22 protein-coding genes are annotated in these 25,373 nt (G+C 50.6%); 11 read left to right on the top strand and 11 right to left on the bottom strand.

The window, feature by feature from the left end:
- Positions 1 to 289 precede the first annotated feature (289 nt).
- Positions 290 to 1,312 (bottom strand): LacI family DNA-binding transcriptional regulator, encoded by a 1,023-nt coding sequence (locus tag FMS18_RS11910; protein WP_163294789.1) that lies wholly within the window; start codon positions 1,310 to 1,312, stop codon positions 290 to 292.
- A gap of 207 nt (positions 1,313 to 1,519) precedes the next feature.
- On the opposite strand from FMS18_RS11910, the gene FMS18_RS11905 reads away from it, so the two are divergent.
- On the top strand, positions 1,520 to 2,821 hold the full coding sequence (locus tag FMS18_RS11905; protein WP_163294787.1) for an MBL fold metallo-hydrolase: 1,302 nt from the start codon (positions 1,520 to 1,522) through the stop codon (positions 2,819 to 2,821).
- A 338-nt stretch (positions 2,822 to 3,159) separates the two neighbouring features.
- On the opposite strand, the gene FMS18_RS11900 is transcribed toward FMS18_RS11905, so the two are convergent.
- Both FMS18_RS11900 and FMS18_RS11895 read right to left on the bottom strand, forming a co-directional pair.
- Entirely contained in the window at positions 3,160 to 4,563 is a 1,404-nt protein-coding gene (locus tag FMS18_RS11900; protein WP_163294785.1) for a sigma-54 dependent transcriptional regulator, read from the bottom strand.
- A complete protein-coding gene (locus tag FMS18_RS11895) occupies positions 4,563 to 6,998 on the bottom strand; it encodes a DUF3365 domain-containing protein (RefSeq protein WP_163294783.1) in 2,436 nt (811 codons plus the stop codon). Before FMS18_RS11895 ends, FMS18_RS11900 begins: the two co-directional genes overlap by 1 nt.
- Before the next feature lie 141 nt (positions 6,999 to 7,139).
- Between FMS18_RS11895 and FMS18_RS11890 the strand changes: the two genes are divergently transcribed.
- Positions 7,140 to 7,484, top strand: a complete 345-nt coding sequence (locus FMS18_RS11890) for a hypothetical protein (protein ID WP_163294781.1) — start codon at positions 7,140 to 7,142, stop codon at positions 7,482 to 7,484.
- A 17-nt stretch (positions 7,485 to 7,501) separates the two neighbouring features.
- Here the strand turns inward: FMS18_RS11890 and FMS18_RS11885 are convergent, their stop codons facing one another.
- A complete protein-coding gene (locus tag FMS18_RS11885; RefSeq protein WP_163294779.1) occupies positions 7,502 to 7,756 on the bottom strand; it encodes a hypothetical protein in 255 nt (84 codons plus the stop codon).
- 72 nt (positions 7,757 to 7,828) lie between these two features.
- Positions 7,829 to 9,580: a YeiH family protein gene (locus FMS18_RS11880; RefSeq protein ID WP_163294777.1), complete on the bottom strand. Its 1,752-nt coding sequence runs from the start codon at positions 9,578 to 9,580 to the stop codon at positions 7,829 to 7,831.
- A 359-nt stretch (positions 9,581 to 9,939) separates the two neighbouring features.
- On the opposite strand from FMS18_RS11880, the gene FMS18_RS11875 reads away from it, so the two are divergent.
- The 6 genes from FMS18_RS11875 to FMS18_RS20905 all read left to right on the top strand — a co-directional run bounded on the left by FMS18_RS11875 (position 9,940) and on the right by FMS18_RS20905 (position 16,403).
- On the top strand, positions 9,940 to 10,263 hold the full coding sequence (locus tag FMS18_RS11875) for a c-type cytochrome (protein WP_163294775.1): 324 nt from the start codon (positions 9,940 to 9,942) through the stop codon (positions 10,261 to 10,263).
- 132 nt (positions 10,264 to 10,395) lie between these two features.
- Entirely contained in the window at positions 10,396 to 12,594 is a 2,199-nt protein-coding gene (locus FMS18_RS11870) for a molybdopterin-dependent oxidoreductase (RefSeq protein ID WP_163294773.1), read from the top strand.
- Positions 12,591 to 13,346, top strand: a complete 756-nt coding sequence (locus FMS18_RS11865) for a 4Fe-4S dicluster domain-containing protein (protein ID WP_163294772.1) — start codon at positions 12,591 to 12,593, stop codon at positions 13,344 to 13,346. The genes FMS18_RS11870 and FMS18_RS11865 overlap by 4 nt, the downstream gene beginning before the upstream one ends.
- Positions 13,346 to 14,065: a formate dehydrogenase subunit gamma gene (locus FMS18_RS11860; protein ID WP_163294770.1), complete on the top strand. Its 720-nt coding sequence runs from the start codon at positions 13,346 to 13,348 to the stop codon at positions 14,063 to 14,065. Before FMS18_RS11865 ends, FMS18_RS11860 begins: the two co-directional genes overlap by 1 nt.
- A gap of 165 nt (positions 14,066 to 14,230) precedes the next feature.
- Entirely contained in the window at positions 14,231 to 15,343 is a 1,113-nt protein-coding gene (locus FMS18_RS11855; protein WP_163294768.1) for a rhodanese-like domain-containing protein, read from the top strand.
- A 58-nt stretch (positions 15,344 to 15,401) separates the two neighbouring features.
- On the top strand, positions 15,402 to 16,403 hold the full coding sequence (locus FMS18_RS20905) for a rhodanese-like domain-containing protein (RefSeq protein ID WP_271121207.1): 1,002 nt from the start codon (positions 15,402 to 15,404) through the stop codon (positions 16,401 to 16,403).
- Here the strand turns inward: FMS18_RS20905 and FMS18_RS11840 are convergent.
- The gene (locus FMS18_RS11840; RefSeq protein ID WP_163294763.1) at positions 16,390 to 17,040 is read right to left on the bottom strand and encodes a molecular chaperone; all 651 of its coding nucleotides are present in this window, start codon (positions 17,038 to 17,040) and stop codon (positions 16,390 to 16,392) included. The genes FMS18_RS20905 and FMS18_RS11840 overlap by 14 nt on opposite strands.
- A gap of 52 nt (positions 17,041 to 17,092) precedes the next feature.
- Here FMS18_RS11840 and FMS18_RS11835 point away from each other — a divergent pair, with 52 nt between their 5' ends.
- From FMS18_RS11835 to FMS18_RS11825, 3 genes are all read left to right on the top strand, one after another.
- Positions 17,093 to 17,380, top strand: coding sequence for a metal-sensitive transcriptional regulator (locus FMS18_RS11835; RefSeq protein WP_163294761.1), 288 nt, complete (start codon positions 17,093 to 17,095; stop codon positions 17,378 to 17,380).
- A 204-nt stretch (positions 17,381 to 17,584) separates the two neighbouring features.
- Complete coding sequence (locus FMS18_RS11830) at positions 17,585 to 19,711, top strand: methyl-accepting chemotaxis protein (RefSeq protein WP_163294759.1); 2,127 nt, start codon at positions 17,585 to 17,587, stop codon at positions 19,709 to 19,711.
- Positions 19,712 to 19,731: 20 nt separating this feature from the next.
- Positions 19,732 to 19,986, top strand: coding sequence for a hypothetical protein (locus FMS18_RS11825; RefSeq protein WP_163294757.1), 255 nt, complete (start codon positions 19,732 to 19,734; stop codon positions 19,984 to 19,986).
- Positions 19,987 to 20,140: 154 nt separating this feature from the next.
- Here FMS18_RS11825 and FMS18_RS11820 read toward each other — a convergent pair whose 3' ends face one another.
- The 5 genes from FMS18_RS11820 to FMS18_RS11800 form a co-directional block, all read right to left on the bottom strand.
- On the bottom strand, positions 20,141 to 21,013 hold the full coding sequence (locus FMS18_RS11820; RefSeq protein WP_163294755.1) for a DMT family transporter: 873 nt from the start codon (positions 21,011 to 21,013) through the stop codon (positions 20,141 to 20,143).
- Between the two features lie 109 nt (positions 21,014 to 21,122).
- On the bottom strand, positions 21,123 to 22,505 hold the full coding sequence (locus FMS18_RS11815) for an SLC13 family permease (RefSeq protein ID WP_163294753.1): 1,383 nt from the start codon (positions 22,503 to 22,505) through the stop codon (positions 21,123 to 21,125).
- A gap of 8 nt (positions 22,506 to 22,513) precedes the next feature.
- On the bottom strand, positions 22,514 to 23,431 hold the full coding sequence (locus FMS18_RS11810) for an NAD(P)/FAD-dependent oxidoreductase (RefSeq protein WP_163294751.1): 918 nt from the start codon (positions 23,429 to 23,431) through the stop codon (positions 22,514 to 22,516).
- Between the two features lie 27 nt (positions 23,432 to 23,458).
- Positions 23,459 to 23,767, bottom strand: coding sequence for a thioredoxin family protein (locus FMS18_RS11805; protein WP_163294749.1), 309 nt, complete (start codon positions 23,765 to 23,767; stop codon positions 23,459 to 23,461).
- Positions 23,768 to 23,831: 64 nt separating this feature from the next.
- A complete protein-coding gene (locus FMS18_RS11800; protein WP_163294747.1) occupies positions 23,832 to 25,355 on the bottom strand; it encodes a sulfatase in 1,524 nt (507 codons plus the stop codon).
- Positions 25,356 to 25,373 lie beyond the last annotated feature (18 nt).

Here is a 25,373-nt window from a genome sequence, read left to right as displayed (position 1 = left end):
AAGAATATTTGGCTCATCATTTTGAACGCAATCCTAACGATGGTTTCGACATTGAGAATTAACCGGCTGCGTTAGCCTGCCGGTGTTATGCTGGACTTTCAGTCCGCTAGCTCAAACCCACCAGCTTCTAGCTGGTGGTTGTTTAGTATTCCTCCTAAAGGTTCCTTACTTATCAGAATTGCGGCAACAATTGCGGCAATCCTTTTGCTACTGTCTGTCCCCGCCATCCCCTGCTTCCGTTTCCCGTGTACGTTAAAATAAATCATATTTATTTTAGTAAAAACAACACCTAGTGTTGTTTTACGTGCGTTTGCGGGACGGCGGCAGTAGATTCGCGGACAACCAGTTTGGTCTCCATCATATGTTGCTCCGTTTTGTCCGGAGCATCAATTTTCTGCAAAAGAAGTTCACAGGCGCGTCTGCCCATTTCATAGGCGGGCTGACGGATAGTGGTCAGGGCCGGGACCATGTATGAAGCTGTGGGCATGTCATCAAATCCGACAATGGATAGATCTTCAGGCAGGGACAAACCAGCCTCCCGAGCGCCTTTGATTGCCCCGAGAGCGATGTAATCGTTGGAGCAGAAAACCGCGCTGGGCGGGGAGTCCTGCTTAATCAGTTCTTTGATTGAGTCCCGTCCTCCGGAAAGGGAGTACTCGGTCTGGACCAGCAGTTCTTTATCGTAGGGAATTCCATTGTCCTTGAGGCATTGGCGGTAGCCGTGCCAGCGGTGGTAGGCTCTGTCAGTTACGGAAAAACTACCCGCAATCATTCCGATCCTGCGGTGCCCGAGTGAAATAAGGTGTTCGGTGGCCACGTAGCCGCCCCGGTAGTTATCAACACCCACGGCTGAAATACGGCCGCCTTTTACTGTGCTGAAAAGCAGTACAAAGGGGATGTCTTCATCCACAAGGTTTTTGATTATTTCACCTTTGGGGTTGGTCGTAGTGATGATCAGTCCGTCTACCTGACTTTCGCGTAAGGCTTTGATCAGGCTTTCTTCCTGTGATATTTTATAGGACGTGTTGCCGAGAATTACTTTGGTTTGTTTTTCATCGGCGTATTCCTGAACCCCCAGAGTGGATTCTGCGAATACCGGGTTGTTGATGTTGGGAATGATCAGCCCGATGGTATTTGACTTTTTGGTGGCAAAACCGCGTGCGAGGGCGTTGTATTTGTAATTACACATCTTCATGGCCCGGAGAACTTTCTCACGGGTTTTCTCGCGCACTGATTCAGGGGAATTGATAACCCGTGAAACCGTAGCGGTGGAAACTTGCGCTAGTCGCGCAACATCACGAATTGTGCTCACAAATGACCTCACTATGTAAACGTTTACATTCTGTTAGCAGCTTGTTAATGTTTATGTCAACGAAATTGTTAAAAATTGAGTTTTATGCTTGTTTTTATTGAATTTTTAGTTTTGATAAGTTGAAAGTATACAGGTTTGATGTGGCATTATGATCTCGCTAGTGTCATTTCTATGTAAACATATACATTGCGAAGAAGGGACATGTAAATGACTATCAGTACGTTACGGAAGCTGACAGAACGGGTGCAGCGGATAGAACACTGCGGGATGTTTGTAGACTTGGTTTGTACCTCAGAGGGGACCGTGCGGATCGGCAGTATGCCGGACGTTGCTAAATTTCTGACTGAACACGGTTTCCGGGAGGAGATCGTGGTGGTTCCCGATTGGGAGGTCTCGTTGGCCGGGGACAACCGTACCGGAGAAGAATTTATTCTTTGGCAGTCTCAGATAAAAGGCGGTATCTTAAGGGAATATGTAGGCTCAAAGCAAAACGTAAAACAGGTTTACAGTCACCTTGAATGCATTTTCCCATATTTTTTTGATGACAAAAATCTCAAAGTGGTCCGCAAGAATTGGCTCGGTAAATGGTTTCATCATAACGCTGCCGATCCATGTTATCGTATCGGCAGTCTGGAAATTTGCTGCCAAGGCAGTGATGTTGTCATTTCCGATGCCGATGAATTTCTTTATTGCCGCAATGATTTGCTTCCGTCTGAAAGTCCCGATGCTGCTATCGAATCCCTGTTGGCAGCTATTCCCAGAGACAGCAAAAACCGTGAGAGCCTTGAAGTTCTTCCTATCGGCTGTGGAAATGGGGTTTACGGTACTGTTGCCAACACCATTGTCCGTTTCGGCGAATATGTTATCTGGATAGACCCTTGCGGTTATCCGGCCCACACCCTTGCCCGGCACAACATCCACTGGGACGACGTCACCCATTTTTTATTCACTCATAATCACGAAGACCACGTGCAGGGTTTTACCGCCTGTATGCAGCGGGCCCGCAAGCATAACCGAAAGTTGAAGTTGATTCTTGCCGACAACGTATTTCGAATTCTGACAGATCTATATTCTCCGCTTTTTCCCGATTTGGAAGAGCATGTGGAGTGCTTTTCGTTGCAACCCGGTATTCCGTTTCAATTAGGCCCAATCCGAATTGACAGCCGCTGGAATCATCATATCCTGCCTTACGGAACCATCGGGCTTAAGATTTCAGCCGGGGGGAGAAGTTTCGGCTATTCAGGTGACACGAAGTATGATGAAGGGATCAATAAAATCCTCAAGCGTGCTGAGCTGGAAGCCGAGTGGTTTGCTTCCTGTGATCTTGTTTTTCATGAAATAGAGTTTGATAACCCGGACAGTGTGCACACCCACTGGAAGCAGGTCGAGTCTTTGCAGGCTAAGATTAGCGGGAAAGTACTCGGTTATCATACCCCTTATCTGGCCAACAGTCCTTTTCCTCTGGCAGAGGAGGGGCGTTGTTATATTTTGGATGAATTTTGGGGATAGCTTATCTGTAAGCTTGCGCACAAAGCATGACGTAAATTTAAGTGGTGCAAGTTCTCTACAAACTCGGAGGCGGGACATTCCGTCTGGGGTTCCCGTTTTGTTCAGCAAGCCATCCTGCAAGTACTGACTTGGGTACTGGAACTACTGTTTTTTGAGTTCTGTTACGGATTTCGTCCCGGTTGTTCTGCACATGACGCTTTGCGTCAGGCTTAGGAGCATGTGGATGATAACGCGTTTTTGTCGTGGATATGGACTTGGAAAAGCTCTTTGACTGCTTACTTCGTCTGGTAAGGGCTGGGTGAATGATTCTTGCTTGTACAGCACATTGGAATCTCGGTTTAATTCCCTTTAAAAAACGAGGTTTTAAGGTTGAATCTGCCGAGCATCTTTTGCACCGCCACTCTGGACAGACCGGACATGCGGGCTGCTTCTGAAACATTGCCACCGCTGCGGGTCAGGATATCGCTGATGTAGCTTCTGCTGAAGCTGTCCACCAATTGTTGCTTAGCTTCTTTGAAGGGAAGGCTGGCAGCTGTTTTTTCTCCCATTTCCTGGGTCATTTTGCCTTCAGCCATGTTTACAGCCAGCATTGTTATGGATTCCCCGGTGCTGAATACGGCCAGTTTGCGCATGGTGTTTTGCAGTTCGCGGACATTTCCGGTCCATTTCTGCCCGCTTAAATGTCCTACTACTGTCGGGTCCAGTTCTTTTTCCGGCAGCCCAAGTTCGATACAGGATTTTTGGGCAAAATAACGGGCCAGCAAGGGAATATCGCCGGGGCGGTTTTTCAGTGAAGGAAGGTTCAAAGGCAGCACGTTCAAGCGGTGGTACAGGTCTTCCCGAAATGATTTTTCCGCAACCCGCAGGGGGAGGTCCTGATTGGTAGAGGCCAGCACTCGCACATCGATATTTTTTGAACGGTCTGAGCCTACGGGCCTGATCTCTCCTTCCTGAAGGACCCGTAATAGCTTGGCCTGTGTTTCAAGTGGGATATCGCCGATTTCATCGAGCAGTATTGTTCCCCCGTCAGCGCGGGCAAAAAGTCCTTCGCGGTCATGATCTGCACCGCTGAATGCTCCCTTTACGTGTCCGAAAAGTTCACTCTCCAGAAGATTGTCAGGGATGGCCGTGCAGTTGACGGTTACGTATGGTTTATCCGCCCGTGAACTCAGGTCCCGCACCATCCCGGCCACCAATTCTTTACCCGTTCCGGACTCGCCCATAATCAGAACATTGTAATCAGTACGGGCCACAGCTCCGATGGATTGTTTTAGCTGCTGCATGACTGGACTTTGCCCAAGCAACCGGTCTTTGTGCTGCTCAATCTGTGCCCGAAGCAGTCTGTTCTCTTCAAGTAAACGGCTGCGTTCCATGCCTTTGCTGATGACCCGGAACAGGTTTTCCTGTTCAATGGGTTTGGTCACGAAATCATAGGCCCCCGCCTTAAGGGCTTCCACTGCGGTCTCCACCGTTCCGTGGGCGGTGAGCATTACCACAGAGAGTGAATCGCTTTGTGTAAGGGCGGTCTTTAAAAGTTCCAGACCGTTCATGCCGGGCATCTGGAGGTCACTGATCATCAGGTTTACCTGCTGAGATTTAAGTGCAGCAAGTGCCTGCTCTCCATTGAAAGCCATGTGGACTTCATTCTCAGGAAAAGCCCCCTCGATTAATCTTTTGATTCCTCGGGCGAAATCTTCCTGATCATCAACTACCAATATCTTTTGCTGATGTGTGTCAGCCATTATCCATCCTTTTCAGTCAGGGGAAATTTCAGGGTGAATACAGCCCCGGACAGTTCTCCTTTGTCCTTGCTGCCGTTCTCCACTTCAATGGAACCGCCGAGATCACTCATGAACCCAAATACTACAGCCAGCCCCAGACCGGAACCTTTATTCACCTCTTTGGTGGTGTAAAAGGGGTCAAATACATATTGCAGGTCTTCCTGTGCTATGCCGGGACCGTTGTCCGTTACTTTAAGCACGGCCTGCCCCGGTTGTTCAATGCCAAGGGTAATTTTTAATCTGCCTTCGTTTTCCGGTACAGCATCAAGCCCGTTCAAGAGCAGGTTGGCAACAATGTGTTCAAGGGCCTGCGGTTCCACATTCAGTTTAGGAATGGATTCATCAAGTTCAAGGCTTATTTTCGCCCCCTGTTTGTCCGCTTGAATGCGGAAAACATCGGCAACTTCGCGGACGATTTTTGTCAAATCGCTGCCGACTGTTGAAGAAACCTTTGGCCGTGCGAAGTTCAGCAGATCCTTTAGTACGGTCTGGGCTTGTCTGGTGTGTTTTAGTATTACTTCAATGTCCTCGGCGTTCTGTCCGGCAGCATCTTTTTTCAAAAGTTCAGCATAGCAGAGAATAACCCCCAGCGGATTGTTGATTTCATGGGCCAGCCCGGCTGAAAGTTTCCCTACTGTTGCCATCTTTTCGGCCTGAGTCATATGGGCCAGCATCTGTTTCTGACTGGTTGTTTCATGAACGTAGATGACCACCCTGCGTTCAATGGGATTTTCCGCATCCTGAATGGGATAGATATTGATGGCAAAAGAACGTCCCTCCGGCAGGGAGACTTCTCTGGACAAGGGTTTGTTCATAAACAGGGATTTAGAAATTCCACAGTTTCCGGAATCTCCGGGGCCGTGGCAGAGCAGGCTGACCACGCCGCCGTCGGTAATGGTTCCGTCGGAAAGTTCCTCTCCCAGTTTGCGGGCAGATTCATTGGCAACAATGGGGGTTCCCGTTCCGTCAGCCAGCAGCAGGGGGTCACTGATACCTTCAAATATTGATTGCAGGTTGGCATTGTGGCGCACAATGCTGTTCAGTGCGGAAATGCTGTCTGCTGCAATTCCGAGCTGGCGTCCTATGGCCCGTAATACGGCAAGGTCTTTTTCCCGGAATGATGAATTCTCCCTGCGAAACAGGCAGAGCAGTCCCTCGGCACTTCCCGAAGAAGACTCAACTGGAATATATGCCCGGTCATCAAGGATAAGGGGAACGGATTCGGTCAGCAGTTCCACCCAATTATCGGGAAGGGGAGGACGTTCGGGATTATCCGGCAGGGAATAGAAATTTTTACTGGAAAAAGTGCAGACATAAGCGGTCCGTTCAAGATTAAATCTTTTATGAATCAGGGGCAGGGTTGCTCTCCACAGCTCTGCTCGGGACTGACTGCGGCTGGACCCGGCCAGAAGCTGTACGAAAAGTTCCACATCTGATTGGCGGGCAATTGCTTCCAGTTCCAGTTCTCCGGTACGTTCCTCAACCATCTTTTCAAGGTTGGATGCATACTCCTGTAGTTTCTGGCGGGTGTCGAACATGTAGTCACTGAGTTTCTCGATACCGCCGATCATCTCGCCGATTTCATCTTCCTGTTCCACTTCCCTGAAAAGGGCCACTCCTTTTTCATCACTGAAATTGCGCCGGAAATTGGTGGTCAAGATACGGATGTTGTTGGCTACTATCCGTTTGAAGAGCATGTTGGTTGCTCCGAGATAAAGCAGCACGGCCAGCAGGAAAACGCCGATGTAGGTCATGATGGTTTCCTGAATGTGGGCTACGGAAGCACTGACCGGCAGGCCGACAAAATCCACTCCGCCGATGCTGTCAGCTGTATGTCCGAAACCTCGATTGCCATATAGTTCAACCAGTTCTACGGGAGCGTCTTCAACTTTTCCGTGACAGCGCAAACAGCTTTTTTTGAACATCGCCGGGCGGGCCATGACAAAATGTTTTTCTCCGTGGATGGTTTTGTAACCTTCCCAGAATCTGTTGCCGGGATTTTCCCTGAAATGGTTGATCAGCTCCAGTTCTATCCCTTTTGCTTCATAGTCCGGGTTTCGTGCTCCCTCCGCCACACGGCGGTAGCTGAAGCTTGAGGTCTCATTTTCATCGCGGGCCATGATGTTGCGGGTTACAAAAGAAGAAGACATGGCCTGAATAATGAATTTATCGGGCAGTTCTTCATACATCTGAGGGCGGAGCACACCGCGCACGTAATTCTGCACCGAGTCCACCTGCCCGAAAACCATGCGTGCTTTTTCGCGCACGACATTTTCGAGAACCCTGCTCATGTGCATGGAAAAGCCCGCAAAAAGAACTCCCCCGATAACAAGGGAGGTCAGAATCAGGCTTAAAAGAAATTTGCTTTGTATGGAATATGGTCTGGGAAGTTTCATGCTTTGCCGCCTGCTCAAGCAGTTTATAGCCGGAACCCCCGAAGTCAAGCCCGGTTTCCTTGACCGTGATTGCTTGAGCAGGGTAAGGTTATATTAAATGGGGTAGTCTTTTTTGTAACGGGTTTTGAGCGAGGGGGGGCTATGAACAGTTTTTATCAATTTTTTGCAGCGTTTCTGGCCGGTTTTATCACTGCGGACCTGTTCGTGCGTGGCTGGAACAGTTTTTTGCAATGCGCGGCAGCTCTGGTTCTCTTTTTTCAAAGTAAAATTAAAGTGAAGGATTTATTCACCCGCCTGAGCAGCTCGGTCCCCATAACCATCCTGTGCCTTTTGAGCCTTATCCTTTGTTTTAAGGTCTATTTTTCCATTCTTGATTTAGGCCGGACAGAGCTCGAACAGCTAGGCTATTTTCTCGGTGCTGTTCCACGCACCGGCTATTATCTCATTTCTGCCGGTAAAATGATAGATTCCATGTTCAGATCCTGATCCACTGGTCCTGATTCCTATTCAGGTCCGGGGCCGTGGGGCAGGTATTCCATTGAACTGCGGGCGTTGTGATCCGCGTGTCCGACAATTTCCACATCTGTGTAGTAAAATTCTCCGGTTTCAATGTCGGATTCGACCACAAAGTCGGCCAGCGTGCGGAAGGCCGGGGTTGTATCTATGAGTAATGGACCAGCTACAAAGACCATGGCCCAGATTACGGCGCAAGTGGCGAAGAAAGAAATAATTCTGAAGCTGAGGGGTTTATTTTCCATTTTGTTGTTCCTTTATGGGGAGGGAAGCGCATCAACGCTTCCCTCCATGTAGGGGGGTGTGATTCCAAATGTCTAGATTTTGGAAGTAATGTCAGGGAAGACCACGTAGAACATGAGGTAAGCCATGATCAGGGTCAGGCACAGGTTTAAGGACTGGCCGCATACGTAAAGGATGAGCGGCTTGCCGCCTTTGAAGTAATGCTTGAGTTCACGGAAGTTGGTAGCCAGCCCGATTGCTGCGAAGGACAGGCAGAAGAACCATCCGCGGAAGATGCGGGAGAAGCCGCGCAATACGCCCTGGTCAATCATGGTGAAACCAGCGTCGGAACCAAGTGAAGTGTAGATGATGGAGAAGATTACCGATGCGGTCAGGAAACCGAGTACGAACTTGGGAAAGCGGTGCCAGATTTCCATGGCGTGCACTTTCTGCCCGGCTTTGGCTTCAACTTTAGTGGCCCAGAAGATGGCGATACCGAAGGCGGTTACACCGATCAGCACGTTCTGGATCATTTTAATGGTCGCCGCTACGTAAAGAGCCTTTTCAGAAAGGAAGGCCCCGGCTGCTGCAACAGCCCCGGTGGCGTCGATGGTTCCGCCCATCCATGCTCCGCCGAGAATGAAAGGCATTCCGGTGCCTTTGATGATGGCGGGCATGATGATCATCATGACGGAAGTGAAGACAAGGGAAAGGCCGATTGCGAGGGTCAGCTCTTCTTTCTTGGCCTTGCATGCCGCAGCCGCTGCAATGGCTGCGGAAGTACCGCAAACGGACATGTCGGCGGAGATAACCATGTTCAGGGTTTTAGACGGTATCTTAATTACTTTCTGACCGAAGATGAAGGTAGTGATCAGAACAACCGGGGTGACAACCCAGGCTACAAAGATACCGGGGATACCGATGGCCACAACTTTGTTGAACAGGACTTCCGCACCTAGCAGAACAAGTCCGGTCTTAATGAAAAATTCAACCTGAAGAGCTTTCTTGGCCCAAGTCGGGGTTCCGATGGTGTTGGAAATAACCAGACCGATGGCAATAGCCCAAGCGGCATATCCGATACCGTACTGTTTCATGGTCGCCTGATTGGCCATGAGATAAGAAGCGACGGCAATAACGAAAACCAACCCGAATCCTTTAAGGAATTGTTTGGCATCACCGTCGATGAAGCGCATTCCCACTGCAAAGAAGAGTCCGAATCCGATCATCAAAGCCAATAGTGAAGGGATCAGGTTGTACGGCTTATTTTTGATTTTTTTCTTGGCAGATGATTCCTTGGCGCGCAGTTTCAGCCATGTTTCAATAGAAGCGGAGGTTTCTGCGTTAAGCTTGGCATCTTTGAATCCGGCTTGTTCAGCTTTGGACTGTGCAATGAGAGCTGCGCTTTTGGCTGCTGCTGTTGCGGCTTTTGCCTTTTCATATTTGGGCATGCCCGCTGCGTTTTTGATATCAGCCTGTTCCTGAGTCTGGATGAAAGCGTCCAGCGGGTTGGTTGTCCACTTTTTGGGTTTAGCCATGAAAGACTTGATGGCTTCACCAACAGGCTGGTTTTTGGCCTTGATTTTTTCTTTGGCGGTCTGGGCCTCGTACCATGCTATGGTTTTAAAGGGAGCACGGGCAGCTTCCTCGGTCATGATAGTGTTTTGTTTTGCGAACTTGGCTTCCATGTCCGCGGGCTTATTGTTGAAAAAGATTATTGCGCCGATGGTCAGGATCAGGAATCCCAGCCAGATGGCCCAGTAATCTTCTTTTTTCCATAGGTCGGACCATGAGCTTGCTGCTTTGTCGACTACGACATCACTGCTCTGCTTAACTGCGTTTTCTGCCATTTTTTTACATATCCTCCAAATTTATTTTCAAAACAGACCGTGGTCTGCCTGTATCCTGATGGCTGTAAAAGCAAAATGCGGGCCAAAAGATATATTTTTGTAAGACACTGATAATATTGAATGTGTTGTGGGTGCAGTGCTTACTTTGGATTGCACTTGCTGTATGTGGGGTGCAAAGCTGAGTTTTCAGTTTCGGGTGTCATCGGGTGGAGCTATGGGTTTGTGTGCGTTTTATCGTTGACACCTATACCCCGTATGGGTATCTTAGAGTTGAAGAGTTCGCTAAAAAAACATCTCTTTCGCTTTAAAAAATGAGAAGGGGATGTTATGGGTTAAGAAAATAATTATGGAGGTTTCTAATGAATCGTAAGGTGATAGGTATTTTGATTTGTGCCCTCATGGTCCTGTCTATGGCCAGCATGGCTACCGCTTTCGGCGGTGGTAATGCCCGTAAAGGTAAGTTTCTTTACCGCAAACATTGCCGTTCCTGTCACGGCCAGACAGCATCCGATTTAAGCCCCAGCACCAAGACTCAGGCAGAGTGGACCGCTATGTTCTCCGACACTTCCAAGATCAAGTGTTCCCCTGAGTGGAGCAAGGTGAAGGAAAAGGACATCAACGATATTTTTACTTACCTGCATGATTACGCCAAGGATTCTCCGTCTCCGGCCAAGTGCAGCTAGTGTTTAATCCGCAGATGATTACTTAAGTTTATCATCTTTGCACCTAGGTATTCATTTCCTGTGCGGTGGGAATGACCTTTCCCCCGCACAGCAATCTTAACTCCTTTCCCCTTGATCAACATGGAGGTGGAAGTGGCTAAAGACAAGACCAGGCTTTCCCGCCGCGACTTTTTCAAGGCCTCCGGGATGCTGGCCGCTGCCGCAGCCGGGAGTGCTCCCGTTCTGGGCGGACTGCAAACAGCGTCCGCGCAGGTCAATAATACATCAGGTGACTGGGAATCCGCTTTCTCGGCCTGTGACATGTGCTTCAACAAGTGCGGCTGCATCGCCCGTGTTCAGGACGGTGTAATCAAGAAACTCGATCCCAACCCCAAATTTCTCAAATCCAGAGGTATGCTCTGCGCCCGCGGCAATGCCGGGGTAGCACAGATGTATGATCCTGACCGCTTAAAGCACCCCCTGCTTCGCAAGGGCGAACGCGGCGAGGGTAAGTGGCAGCGCATTCCGTGGGATGAGGCCATCGACCTGATGGTTGAGAAGATGCAGGATATCCGCAAGAAGTATACCCCCTGCGGGCATCTCTTTTCTGCCGGGGCCGACCTGCAATCCCAGTTCGTGGGCCGTTTTGCCGAAGTTTACGGTTCCTATAACGTGACTTCCCACGAATCCCTCTGTCTCCTTAGCGGAAGCCGTGCTTTTCTCGATACCTTCGGCGAAGTTCCTTTTGCCGACGTACTCAACAGCAAATATATCATCATGGCCGGGGCTAACCGCTTTGAAGCTCTGGTCACGCCGGATTCCATCGATCTGATGACCGCCATGCAGAAAGGCAGCAAGCTGGTGGTGCTTGATCCGCGCTACACCAAGACCGCAGCTTTGGCAGATGAGTGGTATCCCATCCGTCCCGGTACGGATATGGCTTTCATGCTTGCGCTGGCCCATGTCATTATTGATGAAGAACTTTACGATAAGAAGTGGATCGCCGATAAAACTTACGGCATCGACCAGCTTCGTGAACATGTGCAGAAGTACGATCCTCGGTTTGCCGCTGAAGAATGCGGTATCCCGGCGCAGGATATCGCCCGCATCGCCCGCGAGCTGGCTGCTGCTGCTCCGGCTTCTATGATCTATCCGGGCCGCCGCACTTCCGATTACAAGAATTCCACCCAGATCCGCCGCAGCTTCGCCATTGTGAACGGACTGCTCGGCAACTGGGATCAGCCCGGCGGGCTGCTGGCTGCCCGTGAAGTGGGCCTCAAGGGTGTTCCCTACGATGCTCCGTGGTATGATGAGAACCCCGATGACCGCGTGGACGCTCATAAGGTGCCCATGATGTTTGAGCATGACGGTTCATTTATCATCACCCGTGATGCGGTTCTGTCCGGCAAGCCGTACCCGGTTAAAGGCTGGTTCATTTACAAGACCAATCCGTTGGGAACCGCTCCCAACCGGGCCAAGACCATTGAGATGGCTAACGCCATGGAATTCATGACCGTGGTGGATATCGCCATGAGCGATACCGCATGGATGGCTGACCTCGTGCTGCCCGCCCCCAGCTATCTGGAACGGCAGGACCCGGCTTCCGGTTTGCAGGGTTCCGTGGCCTGCGCCTGTGTTGTGCAGCGTGATCCGGTTGTTCCGGCTCTTTACGAATCCCGCCCGGTCTTTGATGTGCTCAAGGATGTGGCCGGAAAGATGGAGCTGGGAGAATACTTTGATTTCACCATTGAAGAATACCGCAAGAAGCAACTCCGTGAATTGCCCGGTGCCGCTGAAGCCTTTGAAAAGGACGGGGTCTACTATAATCCCAGTAAGGTTTACGGCATCTATGAGGATCGGGTTTACAAGACTCTCAGCAAGAAGGTTGAGTTCTACAACCAGCGTTATGCAAAGATGGGTGTTGATCCTATGCCGATCTATACCCCTCCGGCCAAGCCGCCCAAGAATAAATTCCGCATGGTCATCGGGCGCAGTGCCTGCGTTACCCAGACTTCTTCCCAGAATAATGCGGTGCTGCATCAGATCACCGGGCCAAATACCCTCTGGTTGAACACCAAATCCGCAGAATCTCTGGGCATCAAGCCCGGAGATATGGTGGAAGTCTCAAGCTCCGTAGGCAAGGGCGAACTCAAGGTGGAAATCACCGACGGCATCCTTGAAAATACCGTGTACATGCTTTCCGGTTTCGGTCCCCTGTCTCCGCAACTCAGCCTCATATTCGGTGAAGGGGCCAGTATGGCTGCGGTGCTTGAGGGCGGATACGATGAAATCTGCGGTAATGCGGCCCTGCATGAAACATTTGTTTCCGTAACAAGGAAGGTGGCTTCATGAGTAAAACCGTACAACTCGCAATGGTCATCGATTCGTCAAAGTGTATAGACTGCAAGGGTTGCGTAGCTTCCTGCAAGGTCGCCAATGATGTGCCTGATGGCCAGTGGCGTAACTGGATCAAGTCTTCGGTTCCGGATTTTGCATCCGGCAGGCCGCGGACCCATTTTCAGCCCGGCGGCTGTATGCACTGTGATAATCCTACCTGTGTTCAGGCTTGTCCCACCGGAGCTACCTATAAAGATAAGAAAGACGGCACCGTGCGTATCGACACATCTTTGTGCATCGGCTGCGGAAACTGTATTCCGGCCTGTCCGTATGATGCCCGGTTTCGTAATGAAATTACCCGTAAGGCGGACAAGTGTAATTTCTGCGCAGAACGCCGTGAACAGGGATTGCTCCCGGCCTGTGTGGACACCTGTCCTACCAAGGCTCGCGTTTTCGGGGACATCAATGACCCCGAGTCCGAGGCGGCAAGGCTGCTTCAGGAAAACAAGGGTAAGCTGGTGCGGGTTATTAATACCAAGTCGGATACCAAGCCCAATATGATCTATCTGGGTGAAACCGCACCGCTGGAATGGCCTGTGGAAGCGAAAATGCCTTCAGCCATGGATGTGTTGACCACTATGGTCAACCCTGTGGTCAAGACCGTGGTCGGTCTGTCCGGTCTGGGTGTTGCAGTCATGCTTGGTCGCCAGTTGCTGGTCGGTTCCGAAGAGCATGACGACTCCCAAAACAAGGGAGGTGATGAATAATGACTTCGAGACAATACAAGCGGCATGACCGCTCGGACATTTTTATTCACTGGTTCAATGCGGCCTGTTGGTTCCTGTTGCTGGTTACCGGGCTGGCCCTTTTCGGCAACCCGGATATCGACCCGCTGGGTTCCGGCTATCCGGCCTTCATGCGTTCACTTGTGGGCGGAGGTGGCAATCTGCTGACCATTCATGTGACCTTGGGGCTTGTCTGGGCAGGGGGGCTGCTCCTCTACATGCTGATCAATCTCAAGGGAGCGATCTTCTTCTTGAAGGAAGTTTTCATGGTTGATCCGGCCCGTGACATAGTCTGGATGATCCGCAAGATGATCCTTATGACTGCCGGACCGAAACTGCTGGGCAAAAATGCCGAGCTACCCGATCAGGGCTACTACAATATGGGCCAGAAGGCATTCGCCCAAGCCTCTGTTGTGGGCGGAATCGTAATCGTGGTTACCGGGATCATTATGTTCCTGTCTGACCGCACCCTCGGCCCGGAACACATGGCCCTGGTCAGCTGGTCCATCACCCTGCATTACCTTGCTGTAGGGCTGGTCTTCGCAGGTCTGCTGGTCCATATCTACATGGCGGCGATCTCACCGGAAGAAAAACCGGGTTTCCGCTCCATGTTCACCGGGCATGTGCCGGAAGATTACGCCAAGCATCACCACAAGCTTTGGTATGACAAGGTTAAAGATAACCCTTCGTCTGAAGTCTAACGCAAAATTAAACAAACAAAGCGGCGAAGCCTTAATAAAAGTTTTGGAAGAGTCCAGAGAAACTTTTTTCAAAAAGTTTCTTTGGCCCCCGGAGGGCCGCCGGAGGCAAATTTTAGATACAAGCGCGCAGCGCATCATCTTAAATAGAGCAAAAGGGAGAATTACATGAGGAAAATGCAGTTTTTCAAGGTAGTGGTATTGGCACTGTGTCTGGCGTTTATCGCCGCACCTGCCATGGCTAAGGATGTCATCCCCAAGAGCAAGATGCAGGACTGGATGTATAAAGACATGGTCGATACCGACTTTGTTGCCAAGTACGCCAAAATGCCCAAACCCGCAGGGGTGATGATCATTGACTCCCGTCCTTACAAGGGCAAGTACATTCTTGGTTACATCCCTACTGCGGTATCCATTCCGGATTCCCAGTTCGATAAGATGACCGACAAGCTGCCCAAGGACAAGAACACCCTGCTTATCTTTTATTGTCAGGGTCTCAAGTGTAAGCTGAGTCATAAGTCCGCCAAGAAAGCGGTCAAAATGGGCTACAAAAACGTAAAGGTATACCCCTACGGGTATCCCGGCTGGATGAAGTCCGGTCGCTATGGTTCAATCGGTCTCGAACCTATTGCTGAAATGATGGCCAAGGGCGAACCTTACATGCTGATTGATGCCCGTCCGACCAAGAAGTTTCTGGACGGTTCCATTCCTTCAGCAATCTCTATTCCCGATTCCAAGTGGGCCAAGCGCACCGGCCTGCTGCCCGCAGATAAGAGAAATACCAAGCTTATCTACTTTTGTGGCGGTTACAAGTGCAAGCTTAGCCACAAGTCCGCTATCCGGGCCATGGGCATCGGCTATAAGGACGTTCATGTTGCAGAAGCCGGATATCCCGGTTGGAAAGAGCTTTACGGCGCATCCGGTTCTGTTGAAGTGAAGTCCGGCGGCGAAGAAGGCAGCATCGATATTGAGCAGTTCAAGAAGATCATTGCTGAAAAACCGAACTCCATCATGCTGATTGATGTCCGTGATGCTGACGAATTCGCTCAGGGACATATCCCCAGCGCAGTGAATATTCCCGTGGATATGCTGGAGAAGAAGATCAAGACTCTCTCCGCAGACAAGCCCATAGTTTTTGTCTGCACCACCGGAGCACGTAGCGGCGAAGCGTTCTATATGACCATGGATATGCGCCCCGACATCAAGGAAGCTTACTACCTTGAAGCGGAAACCGACTTCCATAAGGACGGTTCCTACACCATCCATACTCCCAAAAAGTAATTGAATAACAACAGGGGCCGGAATTTTAATTCCGGCCCCTGAATTTACCGGAGCAGCCATGGCCGGAACCAGAGCTTTACTGACAACGGTAATCGTCACATTTTTTATGTGCCTTATTTTTTTCTGCGGATCAGCTCAGGCGGTAAGTGATTTGCCCAGTTGGTGGGCGGATGCCCGGAATGAGGCTGATCGCTATGGTTATGGCTTGCTGGATGAAAAGGGATTGACTGACAAGTTGAAGAACGATTCTGAAACGCTGCTGCTGGATGTGCGGGCTGGATACGAATACAAGGATGGACATATCCCGCAGGCCCTGAACATGGAATTCGATTTAAGCGAAGAGCAGTATATTTCGGAAGAAAAGGAAGCTGCATTCAGGGATTTGCTTGGACCGGACTTGAGCCGTCCGGTAATTATCTATTGTCGAAGTTTCAGGTGACTGCGCAGTGCCATTGCGGCGCGCCGGGCAGCGCGTCTTGGTTATAAGGAAGTATATCGTTACCCCCACGGCTGGTTTGGCTGGGTGGAAAGCCATCCTCCGCCAAAACAGGCTGTCGATTTGAGAACATACCCGGACATGAACTTCTCTTTCAGCGGCAATACTGAACAACGTAAATATCTGGGGTTGCAGGAAGGGCAAAGTAAGTTGAACCTTGGTTCCCTTGAGGCAAAATATTTTCTGCTCCTACTGGTGGAAGAAGGTCATGCTGAAAATGCACAGGCGGTACGCAGTGTTGATGATGCCCGCAAGGAATTGGAATGCTGTACCCCGGACATGTTTTTCATCACTGTGGGCTTGGGCATGAATCGCCGTGAGGCCATGCGTTTTGACAAAATAAATAAGTCCGGTTTCCCTATTCTGGCTGATCCGTTGGAGCAAAGCACCGCGATGAGAGAGGGGCTGGATCTCCCGATAGTGTTCATGCTTCAAAAGAGAGATCAGGGCTTTGCAGAAATGTTTTCATGCAACGATCTGGTTTCCGGCCCGGCACCGCTGGTTAAAAGGATCAACGACGCCTTGAGCGGAAAACCGGGACGAAAGTGTGTCAGGAGGAAGTGATTTCTTCCAGTATGGCAACCAGCAGATCTGATGCTGCAACATAAAATTGCATTGCATCGCTGTTAGAAAGTTTTTCATTGAATTTGCGGACCCAGATAAGTTTTTCAGTGGCAAATTCACGGGCCCCGGTGAGGGAATTTTCATCGTTGCCGCCCCAGCCGTTGGCAAGCAGCACGTAGAGGTATTCCAGTTCAATGCACAGGTGGTCCATGGGTTCGGAAGCCTGTTCTCCGGTAGGTGCGAGACCTGCGGTTTCAAGGCGTTTGCGCATGGCAAGATGGGGTTTACCCATAACTTTGCCGGAGCCGGGTTCGTAGCAGGATTCATAAAGCGGGGCGGTTATGCCGCTGCGGCTGTTGATGAAGAGCCGGACATGTTCGGATTCAAGGTTTTCGCAGAATTCGTCGGTAATTTCCGGGCAGGAAGCTGCAATATTTTTCAGCGGCTCTGAAAGGGATTGCAGGGATTCCGTTGAAAGTGTAGCCAGTGCGGGCAAACCCTCGTCCAGAAGTGCGGCGCATTCTTCGGGGTTTATTCCCCGGAAAATTATTGCGCATAGTTCAATAGAATTGAGTAGGCAGACCTGATCAAGGTTTTCCTCTTCGGACGCTGGGGAGGGGGTGTTTTTATCAGTCATCGTGCGACTCTACTTAATCTCTCACACACATACAAGATGAAGGAACATGGTCATGCCCGAAACAGCAGCAGAGCAGGAAAAAATTAAAAATGATGTGCTGAAGCGCATGAAGCGTATTGAAGGTCAAATTCGTGGAATTCAGGGAATGATCGAAAGCGGCAAGGAGTGCGGCGACATTCTTACTCAGGTTAAGGCTGCACGCTCGGCCCTTAAATCTTCCAGTAAATTGATTATGAAACGTTACATGCTTAAGTGCTACGCTGAAGCCCTTGAGAACGGTGAAGACCCGGTGCAGGCAATGGACAAGTTTGTCACTGTCATGACTAACTATATGGATTAGGCTTTTGTTATTTGGGGGAATGTTCAGGTATATATAATTTGCCAATAAAAAGAGGAGGAACTTGTCAGTAATTTCCCTCGCATGGGTTGACGTATTAAGCAGAACGCACTTACAAATTAAGGTAGCCATAACTAATATCTTGCCGTGATGGTTGCAGGTTCGGTTGGCTGTACTAAAATAAGATCAGTTTTCAAGGGGAAGGAGATGCGTAAACTCAATATATCCATTGCAGGGAAGCTGGTGATGGGGTTCGGAATTATGGTTCTTATCCTCTGCGGGGTCGGAGTCAACTCTTTCACCTCTCTGGTAAGTCTTGAGCAGGGCGGTCAGGAAGTCGTTAAGACCTTTCCCTATGTTAATGCGGCTTCAAATATGGAAAATGTTGTCAACCGTTTGATGTGGCTTAGTACCAAGGTGCGGGCCATGGAGCACACTACCGAAGTCAATGATATCTGGAAGCAGAACGAAAGTAATTTCAATGTCTACCGCACTTACTCCAAAGCATTTTTGGATGGCGGTGAAACCGCTGTGGGGCACCTTGCTCCTGCTACCAATGAAAAAAGCACAGAGGCACTAACTAAGGCTCTTGATATTTACGAGAATACTTTCGCGCCTGCAGCTCTGGAGATTAAAAGCCAGATGCTCCGCTATTTGGAACTTGGCATGCAGGCCGCTAAAGCTTCCGGCGATGAAAAATCGAAACTGCTGGATGAAAAGGATACGGTCGGGGCCAGACTGTGGGAACTTGATTTTGAAGTGGAAATGGCCGGGGATGAACTTTTCAAGCTTCTTCACATTATTCAGGAACAGGCCAGAGATGAAATAACCGGTGCAGTTGCGCAGTCCGCAGAGACAGGGGCTATGGCCCGTATGACCACCCTTGTGGGGATTGGGGCCGGGATTTTGATTTCCATTTTTCTCGGTTTGTTCATCACCCGCAGCATCACAAAGCCGGTCCGTAATATTATCGGTTTTGCCGAAACCGTGGCCGATGGTGAACTTAATGCTGAAATAAAAGGAACCTATTCCGGTGAACTTGAGCGGCTGGTTGACTCCATCCGGGTAATGGTCGCGGAGTTAAAGAATAAGCTTGGACAGGCTCAGGGAATAATTGATGCAGTGGCAGCCAGTTCTCCCTGCCTGCTGACCGATGCTGAGGGCCGGATCAGCTTGATCAACAAGTCCATGCTTGATGTGCTTGGTAAATCCGGAAACCCCGGACAATATGTAGGTGTCAGTACCGGCTCCCTTATTGGCGGGAGCGTGGACGGCAATTCTCCAACGCAGGTGGCTTTGAAGAAGCAGAAAAGGGTTCAGTGCGAACTTGATTTTATGAATGGTGCCGGAGTCCGCAAAATTATAGATATCTGTGCCAATCCCATTGTTGATCTGGATGGAAATAAACTAGGAGTTTTTACCATCTGTTTTGATCTGACCGAGATCAGGGAAAAGGAATCCATGATCACTTCGCAGGCTGAAAAAATTGCCAGCATCGCCGGAAGGGCGGAGTTGATTGCCGCTGAAATGAACAGTTCGGCAGATGCTCTCATTGATCAGGTTAACAGTGCTGCGGACGGGGCTGCCGTGCAGAATGAAAGAACCACTGATACCGCCACTGCCATTGAAGAGCTTAACGCCACGGTAATTGAAGTTGCTTCCAGCGCATCTGAAGCGGCTGACAACGCCGATTCTGTAAAGGGCAAAGCTACTGAAGGGGCGCAGGTGGTCGGGGAAGTGGTGAATTCCATCACTTCCATTAGCGATCAGACTGCTGAAATGAAAGAAAATATGGATGTCCTAGGTGATAAAGCTCAGGAAATCGGCAGTATTATGAGTGTGATTCAGGATATTGCCGACCAAACAAATTTACTCGCACTTAATGCTGCCATTGAAGCGGCAAGGGCTGGCGAGGCCGGGCGCGGATTTGCGGTAGTTGCGGATGAAGTGCGTAAGCTTGCCGAAAAAACAATGGACGCAACTCAGGATGTGGGCAAGGCGATCAGTGCTATTCAGGCTGAAACGGATAAAAATATCCGTTCAACTGAAATGGCCCTGAGTACTGTTGCTTCCACCCGAGAGCTGGCAGACGGATCAGGTGCGGCCCTGAATGAAATAGTTGAGGCCGTGAACAGTACCGTGATTCAGGCGCGGCATATTGCCGAGGCAGGACAGCAGCAGTCTGAAGCCACAGAGCAGATTTCCCTGAGCGTGGAAGAGGTTTCCAGAATTTCTTCTGAAACAGCTGAAGGTATGACTCAGGCCCGTCAGGCAGTGGACTCATTGGCTGAACAGGCCCGTCAGCTTCACGATTTGATCGCAGAAATGCAATAATTAACCAACAGGTATAATAGATGAAAAAAGTAGTTTTTAGCGTAATTATGATTCTGGGTATGGCCGCAGCAGCTGTGGCCGGAGACGATCTTAACCGTTGTTTTTACAGTATGGACCGCAACGGCGACGAAGCTGTCAGTGCTGAAGAATTCAAGGCCGCACTCCCTAACTCAGCAGCAGCTTTCGCAGAAGCCGATGCAGACAAAAGCGGTTCACTGGATCACGATGAATGGGAAGCCTTTAAAGAATCCAAGGGGATTGAAGATAGTCACTAAGGCTAATAAATTTCATGGATAAACATATTTGCGGGAGTGCAGGGTTATTTCCTGCGCTCCCGCAAATTCTTATTACAGGGATGGATTCATGGACAGCTCCTGAATTTATCCCGGACAGAGCTTTGTCAGTACGGATTTGTGCTTTGGCTGCTGATTATTCCACTGAATCAGGAGATCCAGCCAGAAACATGCCTCCCAGAACGAGAGCGGCTCCGCCGTATTGCACGGGTGTGAGCGTTTCGTCGAGGATCAGGAAGGCAAGGACGAGGGTTGCCACCGGGATCAGGTTGGAGAATAGGATTACGTGGGCGGCCTTGATTTTGGTCAGGGCGTAGTTGATGACGAAATAGACCAGAAAGGTGATACCCAGTCCCAGATAGACCAGTGCGCCGAAGGCCTGCCAATTCAGGTTCTCCGGCATGGGAGACATGATTGCACCGGGCAGAAACAAAATGGTGGCCCCGAAGACCTGAATGGCCGAGAGATACATGAAGTGGTAGCGGGCGGCGAGATGCTTTACGGTCAGGGCATAGCAGGTGGCGGATAGCGTAGCGCAGAAGATGAAGAAGTTCCCCAGCAGCGGATTACTACCGTGTTCGTTGGCTTCCCCGAAAGCAGAGACAATGCCTACACCCACAACAGCAAACAGGATTCCGGCCATGCAGCGGCGGCTGATTTTTTCTTTGTAAACAACATAAGCCCCGATAGCCACGGTCATGGGTACGCAGGCGACGATCATTCCGCCCTGTGATGCGGATGTGTATTGCAACCCGAGAGTTTCAAAGGTGAAGAGCAGGAATGGTTCGCAAAGCGCAAGAAGCAGGAGCATTTTCCAGTCACCTTTTTGATATACAGGCTTGGGAATGCGTGACCAGAGGATGAGATAGAGAAGGGAAGCGAAAAGTACCCGGCCCAGAAGAATCTGTTCCAGAGTAAAGGTTTCCTGCACCATTTTGAGGACGATGAACCCGCCGCCCCAGATGATGTGAACCACGGCAAGGGCCACGAGAAGAAGGGTTTTAGACATGAAAATATCTCCTGAACGGTCACGGTAGACCTTCAGTAATTTAAATTTGATTTGATAATTAGGGTAAGGCGGGCCGCAGAAATGCAGCCCGCCTTTTATGAAGATGTGTTTAGAAAATCCACTGCCAGTAGGTGGAGGCTACAATCCAGACCGCAACGGCTCCGCAAAGCATTCTGATTGCCATGATCAGCATCAGGTAGCGCATGCGTACGTATCCGGTGGCGAACATGATCAGCGCGGCGGCAAGCTCGTACGGGAAGAGGAACTGGTCCAATCCGTAGAAGAAGCTGTACAGCAGCGGCTTAATGTCCATGCCAAGGGTGGTGGCGATTTCAGCCAGCGGGATACTCAACGATGTGGCCGCGGCAACAGGTGTCAGAGCAAAGTTGGCGAGAATCCCGGTGCAGTAGGCCAGCAGTGATGAACCGGCCAGACTCTGGACACTTTCGAGGTATGGCACAATCTTTCCGGCCATCCATGCGGGAATACCGAGGCTTCCGGCTACAATACCGATAGCCATACACCCGACAATGAAGAAGAGGATGGAGAATTGAACCTGAGCCACGTCTTCTTTCTTGAGCAGATTGAAGAGCGGGGTAAAACCCAGCAGGACCACGGCGCAGAAAGCGTAGTAACCGGGAATGCCGTGCAGTGTTTCAGTGGCAAAAGCGGCAAGGGCCAGTGTGGTCAGCATCAGGGTTTTCTTCTCGTCACGGGTGATGGACCCCATGGAGGCGAGATTCTCGCTGGCGTGCTCAAGGCATTGGTCCATGTATTTGCCCAGTTCCTTTGAACCGAAGAAGTGCAGGATTCCCACACAGGCAACACCTACAAGCAGGGCGAAAGCGATGTTCTCAATAAAGAAGCTCAGCCATTCAATGGGGACGCCCATATCCTTGACCATGAGCAGGCCGACAATACCGACGTTATTGGGCAGGTAGTTGGTGGCCGGGACGGTGGCACCGAAGAAAGCGGCCATAATCAGGGTTGTTGCGGCTTTGGAACCCTTATCCAGCTTCATTGCCGAACACATGCCCGAGGCAATAGCCATGAACAGGATGGTTACGGTGATGACATCCGGGATGATGGCACCAACGGCGTAACCGGCAACAATCATGGCGACGTAGAGTCTTAGGGGAGTGCGTCCGATGCGGGTGATAGCCAGCAGGGCGATGCGGTTGGAAAGCTTGGTTTTTTCCATGAGTACGCCGATAAGCATTCCGCACATGCAGACCCATGGGATGGGGGTGGTCCAGCCCACAAAAGCAAGGTCCGGGGTGGCGATCCCGGTAACAATGTAGGCCATGAGCAACAATACCGCTGTGGCGAACAGAGGCATAATCTCAAAGGCGAAACCCGCGATGGCGAAGATCGTTTCAAACCAGTAGAGGGCGATCTTGGGATTACCCGGATCGTGCATGATGAAAGCTCCGGCAGCACCGATTGCAGCGGCCATAGCCCATTTTTTTATTGTTTGCATTGCGTTGGTCATGGTTGTTCCTATGTGCGAATATATCTTTCAGCAGCCAAAGCCGCAATTGTTCCGTCGGACATGGCGGTGGTGATCTGGCGGTAGGCTTTATCGTTGATATCGCCTGCGGAGAATACGCCGGGAATGCTGGTCGCCATGTGTTCATCAGTGATGATGTAGCCGTTTTTGGAAAGTTTGATCTTTTCAGCAAAAAGTTCGTTATTGGGATTCTGGCCCAGAAATACGAAGGCCCCGTCCACAGGTACGGTTTCCTGTTGGTTGGTAGCTACATTTTCCAGCACAGCGGCTTTGAGTTCGTCATTTTCCACAACGAGATCGACAACTTTGGTCTCAGATCGGGCATCCACTTTACCGGTGCCAAGCAACTGGTCCTGAGTTCCCTGCGCAGCAAAGAAACGGTCCATTATTTCAACGAGAGTTATGTGCTCAATGCCGAGGGTGATCATGTACAGGCTTTCATCAAAAGCACTGTTGCCACCGCCGACTACGAGAACTCTTTTACTCTTGTAAGGACCTCCGTCGCAGATGGCGCAGTGGTGGACCTGATCGCACTCAGTGGGCACATCAAGTGGAATTGGCTTGCGTCCGGTGCAGATGATAACTGTTTTGGCTTTGAAAGTTCCTTCGTCTGTTTCCACGCTTTTCATATCTCCTTCCAGAGACATATTTTCAATTTCGCAGACTTCTTCAACTTCCACTTCAAGGCTGTCCACATGGGCGCGCATCTTTTTCATAAGATCCATGCCGTGGATGGTGGGGTAGGAAGGAAAGTTTTCCACCGTATAGGTGGAGTTGACCAGTCCTCCGGTGATATTTTCTTCAAGAATTACGGCTTTCAGTCCGGCGCGGGCTGCGTAGATGCCTGCGGTCATTCCGGCAGGTCCGCCACCCACAATCACCATATCGTATATTGTGCTTTCACTCATGATCTCTCCCGTTGCTTGTAATTGCTTCTATGCTGCGGCGAAGAAAGCTTTCATTTCTTTGGGATTCATCAATCCACCTTTGCGGGCCACCATTTTTCCGCCTTTGATGACGAAGATGGTCGGGGCGCGTTCGGAATCAAGGTCAGCCAGTGCTTCGGGGTTGGCTTCGCTGTCCAGTTTGAACAGGTTTACATCGGGATTTTTTTTGCTGAATTTTTCCAGTACCTTTTCCATGTTCTTGCAATGCGGGCACTGCTGCTTGTAGCAGATGAGCACACCGGATACGGTCTCGGCTACAGTTGCGCTGTAGTTTGCGTCAGTCAGTTCGGTAAACATGATTTCTCCACTGAAATATTATTATGGGCGGTCGGGATAACCTGACCGCCCTTGTTGGTTTGAATTAGGTCGTGCGCAGTTCGCCGATGACGAGTTTGAGCTTCTGGAGCAGCTCTTCGGCTTTTTCGGGATTCTCTTCAGCAATGTTGTTCAGCTGGAAGGGGTCCTTGCGGCGGTCGTACAGTTCGTTGTGCTGGGGAACTTCGATCTTGGCCCCGGCGGTGCAGGTCCACATATCCTCGGACATGACTTTGTCGGCACCTTCCACGCAGTCGGCGTTGTTCTTTTCATCTTCACTGACCAGCCAATGCACGTAGCTGTATTCATCGGTGATGATGGACCAGGACATGCCGTAGTATCCGGCAATGGCGTAATCGCGGATCTTGTCCACTTCGCCCTGCATCATGGGCAGCAAACTTTCGCCCTGATAATCTTCAGCACCGAAGGTTTTCATGCCGTGATCGCTGATGCCGTCTTCGGTATCGAGCAGGTCGAGGACATCCATGATGGTTGCGGTTACGTCAACGTTCTGCACAAAGGAGGAAATGCGCTGTCCGCCCTCAACTCCGGGGATGTGCATCATGAGCGGCACGTGGACCAGCTCTTCGTAAGGCCAGGGGCGGGATTTACGCATGATACCGTGGCCGTGTTCAGCTTCGCCCATGGGCTGGCCGTGGTCGGACATGATCACAACCATGGTTTCATCCATGAGTCCCTGCTCGCGGATGGAATCCAGAGTCCTGCCTACCCAGCGATCCACGTCAGTGATTTTTTCCATGTACAGAGCGCGGATGTGTTCGCATTCGCGCTCGGTGATACGGCCTTCCACCGGAACCCACGGGGCGAGCATGATGGGGTTTCCTTCGTACTCGGGATCGTAGGGGCAGGGTTCGCCTTTCCATACGGACGGCGGATCCCAAGGCTCGTGGGGATCAAATGAATCGATCCAGAGGAAGAACGGGCGGTTCTTGTCGCGGCGTTCCCTGAGCCAGCTGTCGGTGCGGTTCATAACCTTGGCAACGTAGCTGTCTGCTTCGGTGCGGCGGTGCTGCTGCTGGCGCAGAAAGCAACCGATTTCGTCCAGAAGCTGCGGGCTTTCATCATCGATGTATTCGCCGTTTTCATCCCAGACCATGGTGGCGGAGGTGAAATCTTCGGGTTTAAGGGCCGGATCGAGAGGCTCGTTTTCAAAAGTGGTGTGGTCCAGCTCCTGTCCGGGGCAGAAGTCCACATAATCGAAACCGCGGGAGTAGCCGAACTTGGCGAGGCGCATGGGGGCGGTGTCGTAAATGAGCGCGGTCTGCATGTTGCGACCCCAGAGGATGTCGGTGATGGTGGTGTCATCACTGCCTAAAGGCTGCCATCCACCGTAAGGGAGGGTGAAGCGTCCGGTCATGAGTGCGCGGCGTACCGGGACGGTCGGGACTCCTTCACTATAAGCGTTTTCGAAAAGAACGGATTGACGGGCGAAACGGTCAAGATGCGGGGTCTTGACCGTCTCGTTGCCGTAGCATCCGAGATAGTTGAATTGCAGGGTATCCAGCATGATGAATACCACGTTTTTAATCTTGCTTTTGTCAAAGGACATTATGCAGCTCCTTGAAAA

Source organism: Desulfovibrio sp. JC022 (genome assembly GCF_010470665.1).
Classification (GTDB): Bacteria; Desulfobacterota; Desulfovibrionia; order Desulfovibrionales; family Desulfovibrionaceae; genus Maridesulfovibrio.
Note: the sequence above shows the minus strand (reverse complement) of the source record. Positions and strands in the feature narration are given on the sequence as shown.

Coding starts and splice junctions, on each gene's coding strand:
- FMS18_RS11800 (WP_163294747.1), bottom strand. CDS start 25,355: ATGTCCTTTGACAAAAGCAAGATTAAAAACGTGGTATTCATCATGCTG.
- FMS18_RS11825 (WP_163294757.1), top strand. CDS start 19,732: ATGAAAAAAGTAGTTTTTAGCGTAATTATGATTCTGGGTATGGCCGCA.
- FMS18_RS11830 (WP_163294759.1), top strand. CDS start 17,585: ATGCGTAAACTCAATATATCCATTGCAGGGAAGCTGGTGATGGGGTTC.
- FMS18_RS11840 (WP_163294763.1), bottom strand. CDS start 17,040: ATGACTGATAAAAACACCCCCTCCCCAGCGTCCGAAGAGGAAAACCTT.
- FMS18_RS11835 (WP_163294761.1), top strand. CDS start 17,093: ATGCCCGAAACAGCAGCAGAGCAGGAAAAAATTAAAAATGATGTGCTG.
- FMS18_RS11905 (WP_163294787.1), top strand. CDS start 1,520: ATGACTATCAGTACGTTACGGAAGCTGACAGAACGGGTGCAGCGGATA.
- FMS18_RS11855 (WP_163294768.1), top strand. CDS start 14,231: ATGAGGAAAATGCAGTTTTTCAAGGTAGTGGTATTGGCACTGTGTCTG.
- FMS18_RS11885 (WP_163294779.1), bottom strand. CDS start 7,756: ATGGAAAATAAACCCCTCAGCTTCAGAATTATTTCTTTCTTCGCCACT.
- FMS18_RS11880 (WP_163294777.1), bottom strand. CDS start 9,580: ATGGCAGAAAACGCAGTTAAGCAGAGCAGTGATGTCGTAGTCGACAAA.
- FMS18_RS11865 (WP_163294772.1), top strand. CDS start 12,591: ATGAGTAAAACCGTACAACTCGCAATGGTCATCGATTCGTCAAAGTGT.
- FMS18_RS11900 (WP_163294785.1), bottom strand. CDS start 4,563: ATGGCTGACACACATCAGCAAAAGATATTGGTAGTTGATGATCAGGAA.
- FMS18_RS11860 (WP_163294770.1), top strand. CDS start 13,346: ATGACTTCGAGACAATACAAGCGGCATGACCGCTCGGACATTTTTATT.
- FMS18_RS11805 (WP_163294749.1), bottom strand. CDS start 23,767: ATGTTTACCGAACTGACTGACGCAAACTACAGCGCAACTGTAGCCGAG.
- FMS18_RS11875 (WP_163294775.1), top strand. CDS start 9,940: ATGAATCGTAAGGTGATAGGTATTTTGATTTGTGCCCTCATGGTCCTG.
- FMS18_RS11815 (WP_163294753.1), bottom strand. CDS start 22,505: ATGACCAACGCAATGCAAACAATAAAAAAATGGGCTATGGCCGCTGCA.
- FMS18_RS11890 (WP_163294781.1), top strand. CDS start 7,140: ATGAACAGTTTTTATCAATTTTTTGCAGCGTTTCTGGCCGGTTTTATC.
- FMS18_RS11820 (WP_163294755.1), bottom strand. CDS start 21,013: ATGTCTAAAACCCTTCTTCTCGTGGCCCTTGCCGTGGTTCACATCATC.
- FMS18_RS11895 (WP_163294783.1), bottom strand. CDS start 6,998: ATGAAACTTCCCAGACCATATTCCATACAAAGCAAATTTCTTTTAAGC.
- FMS18_RS11810 (WP_163294751.1), bottom strand. CDS start 23,431: ATGAGTGAAAGCACAATATACGATATGGTGATTGTGGGTGGCGGACCT.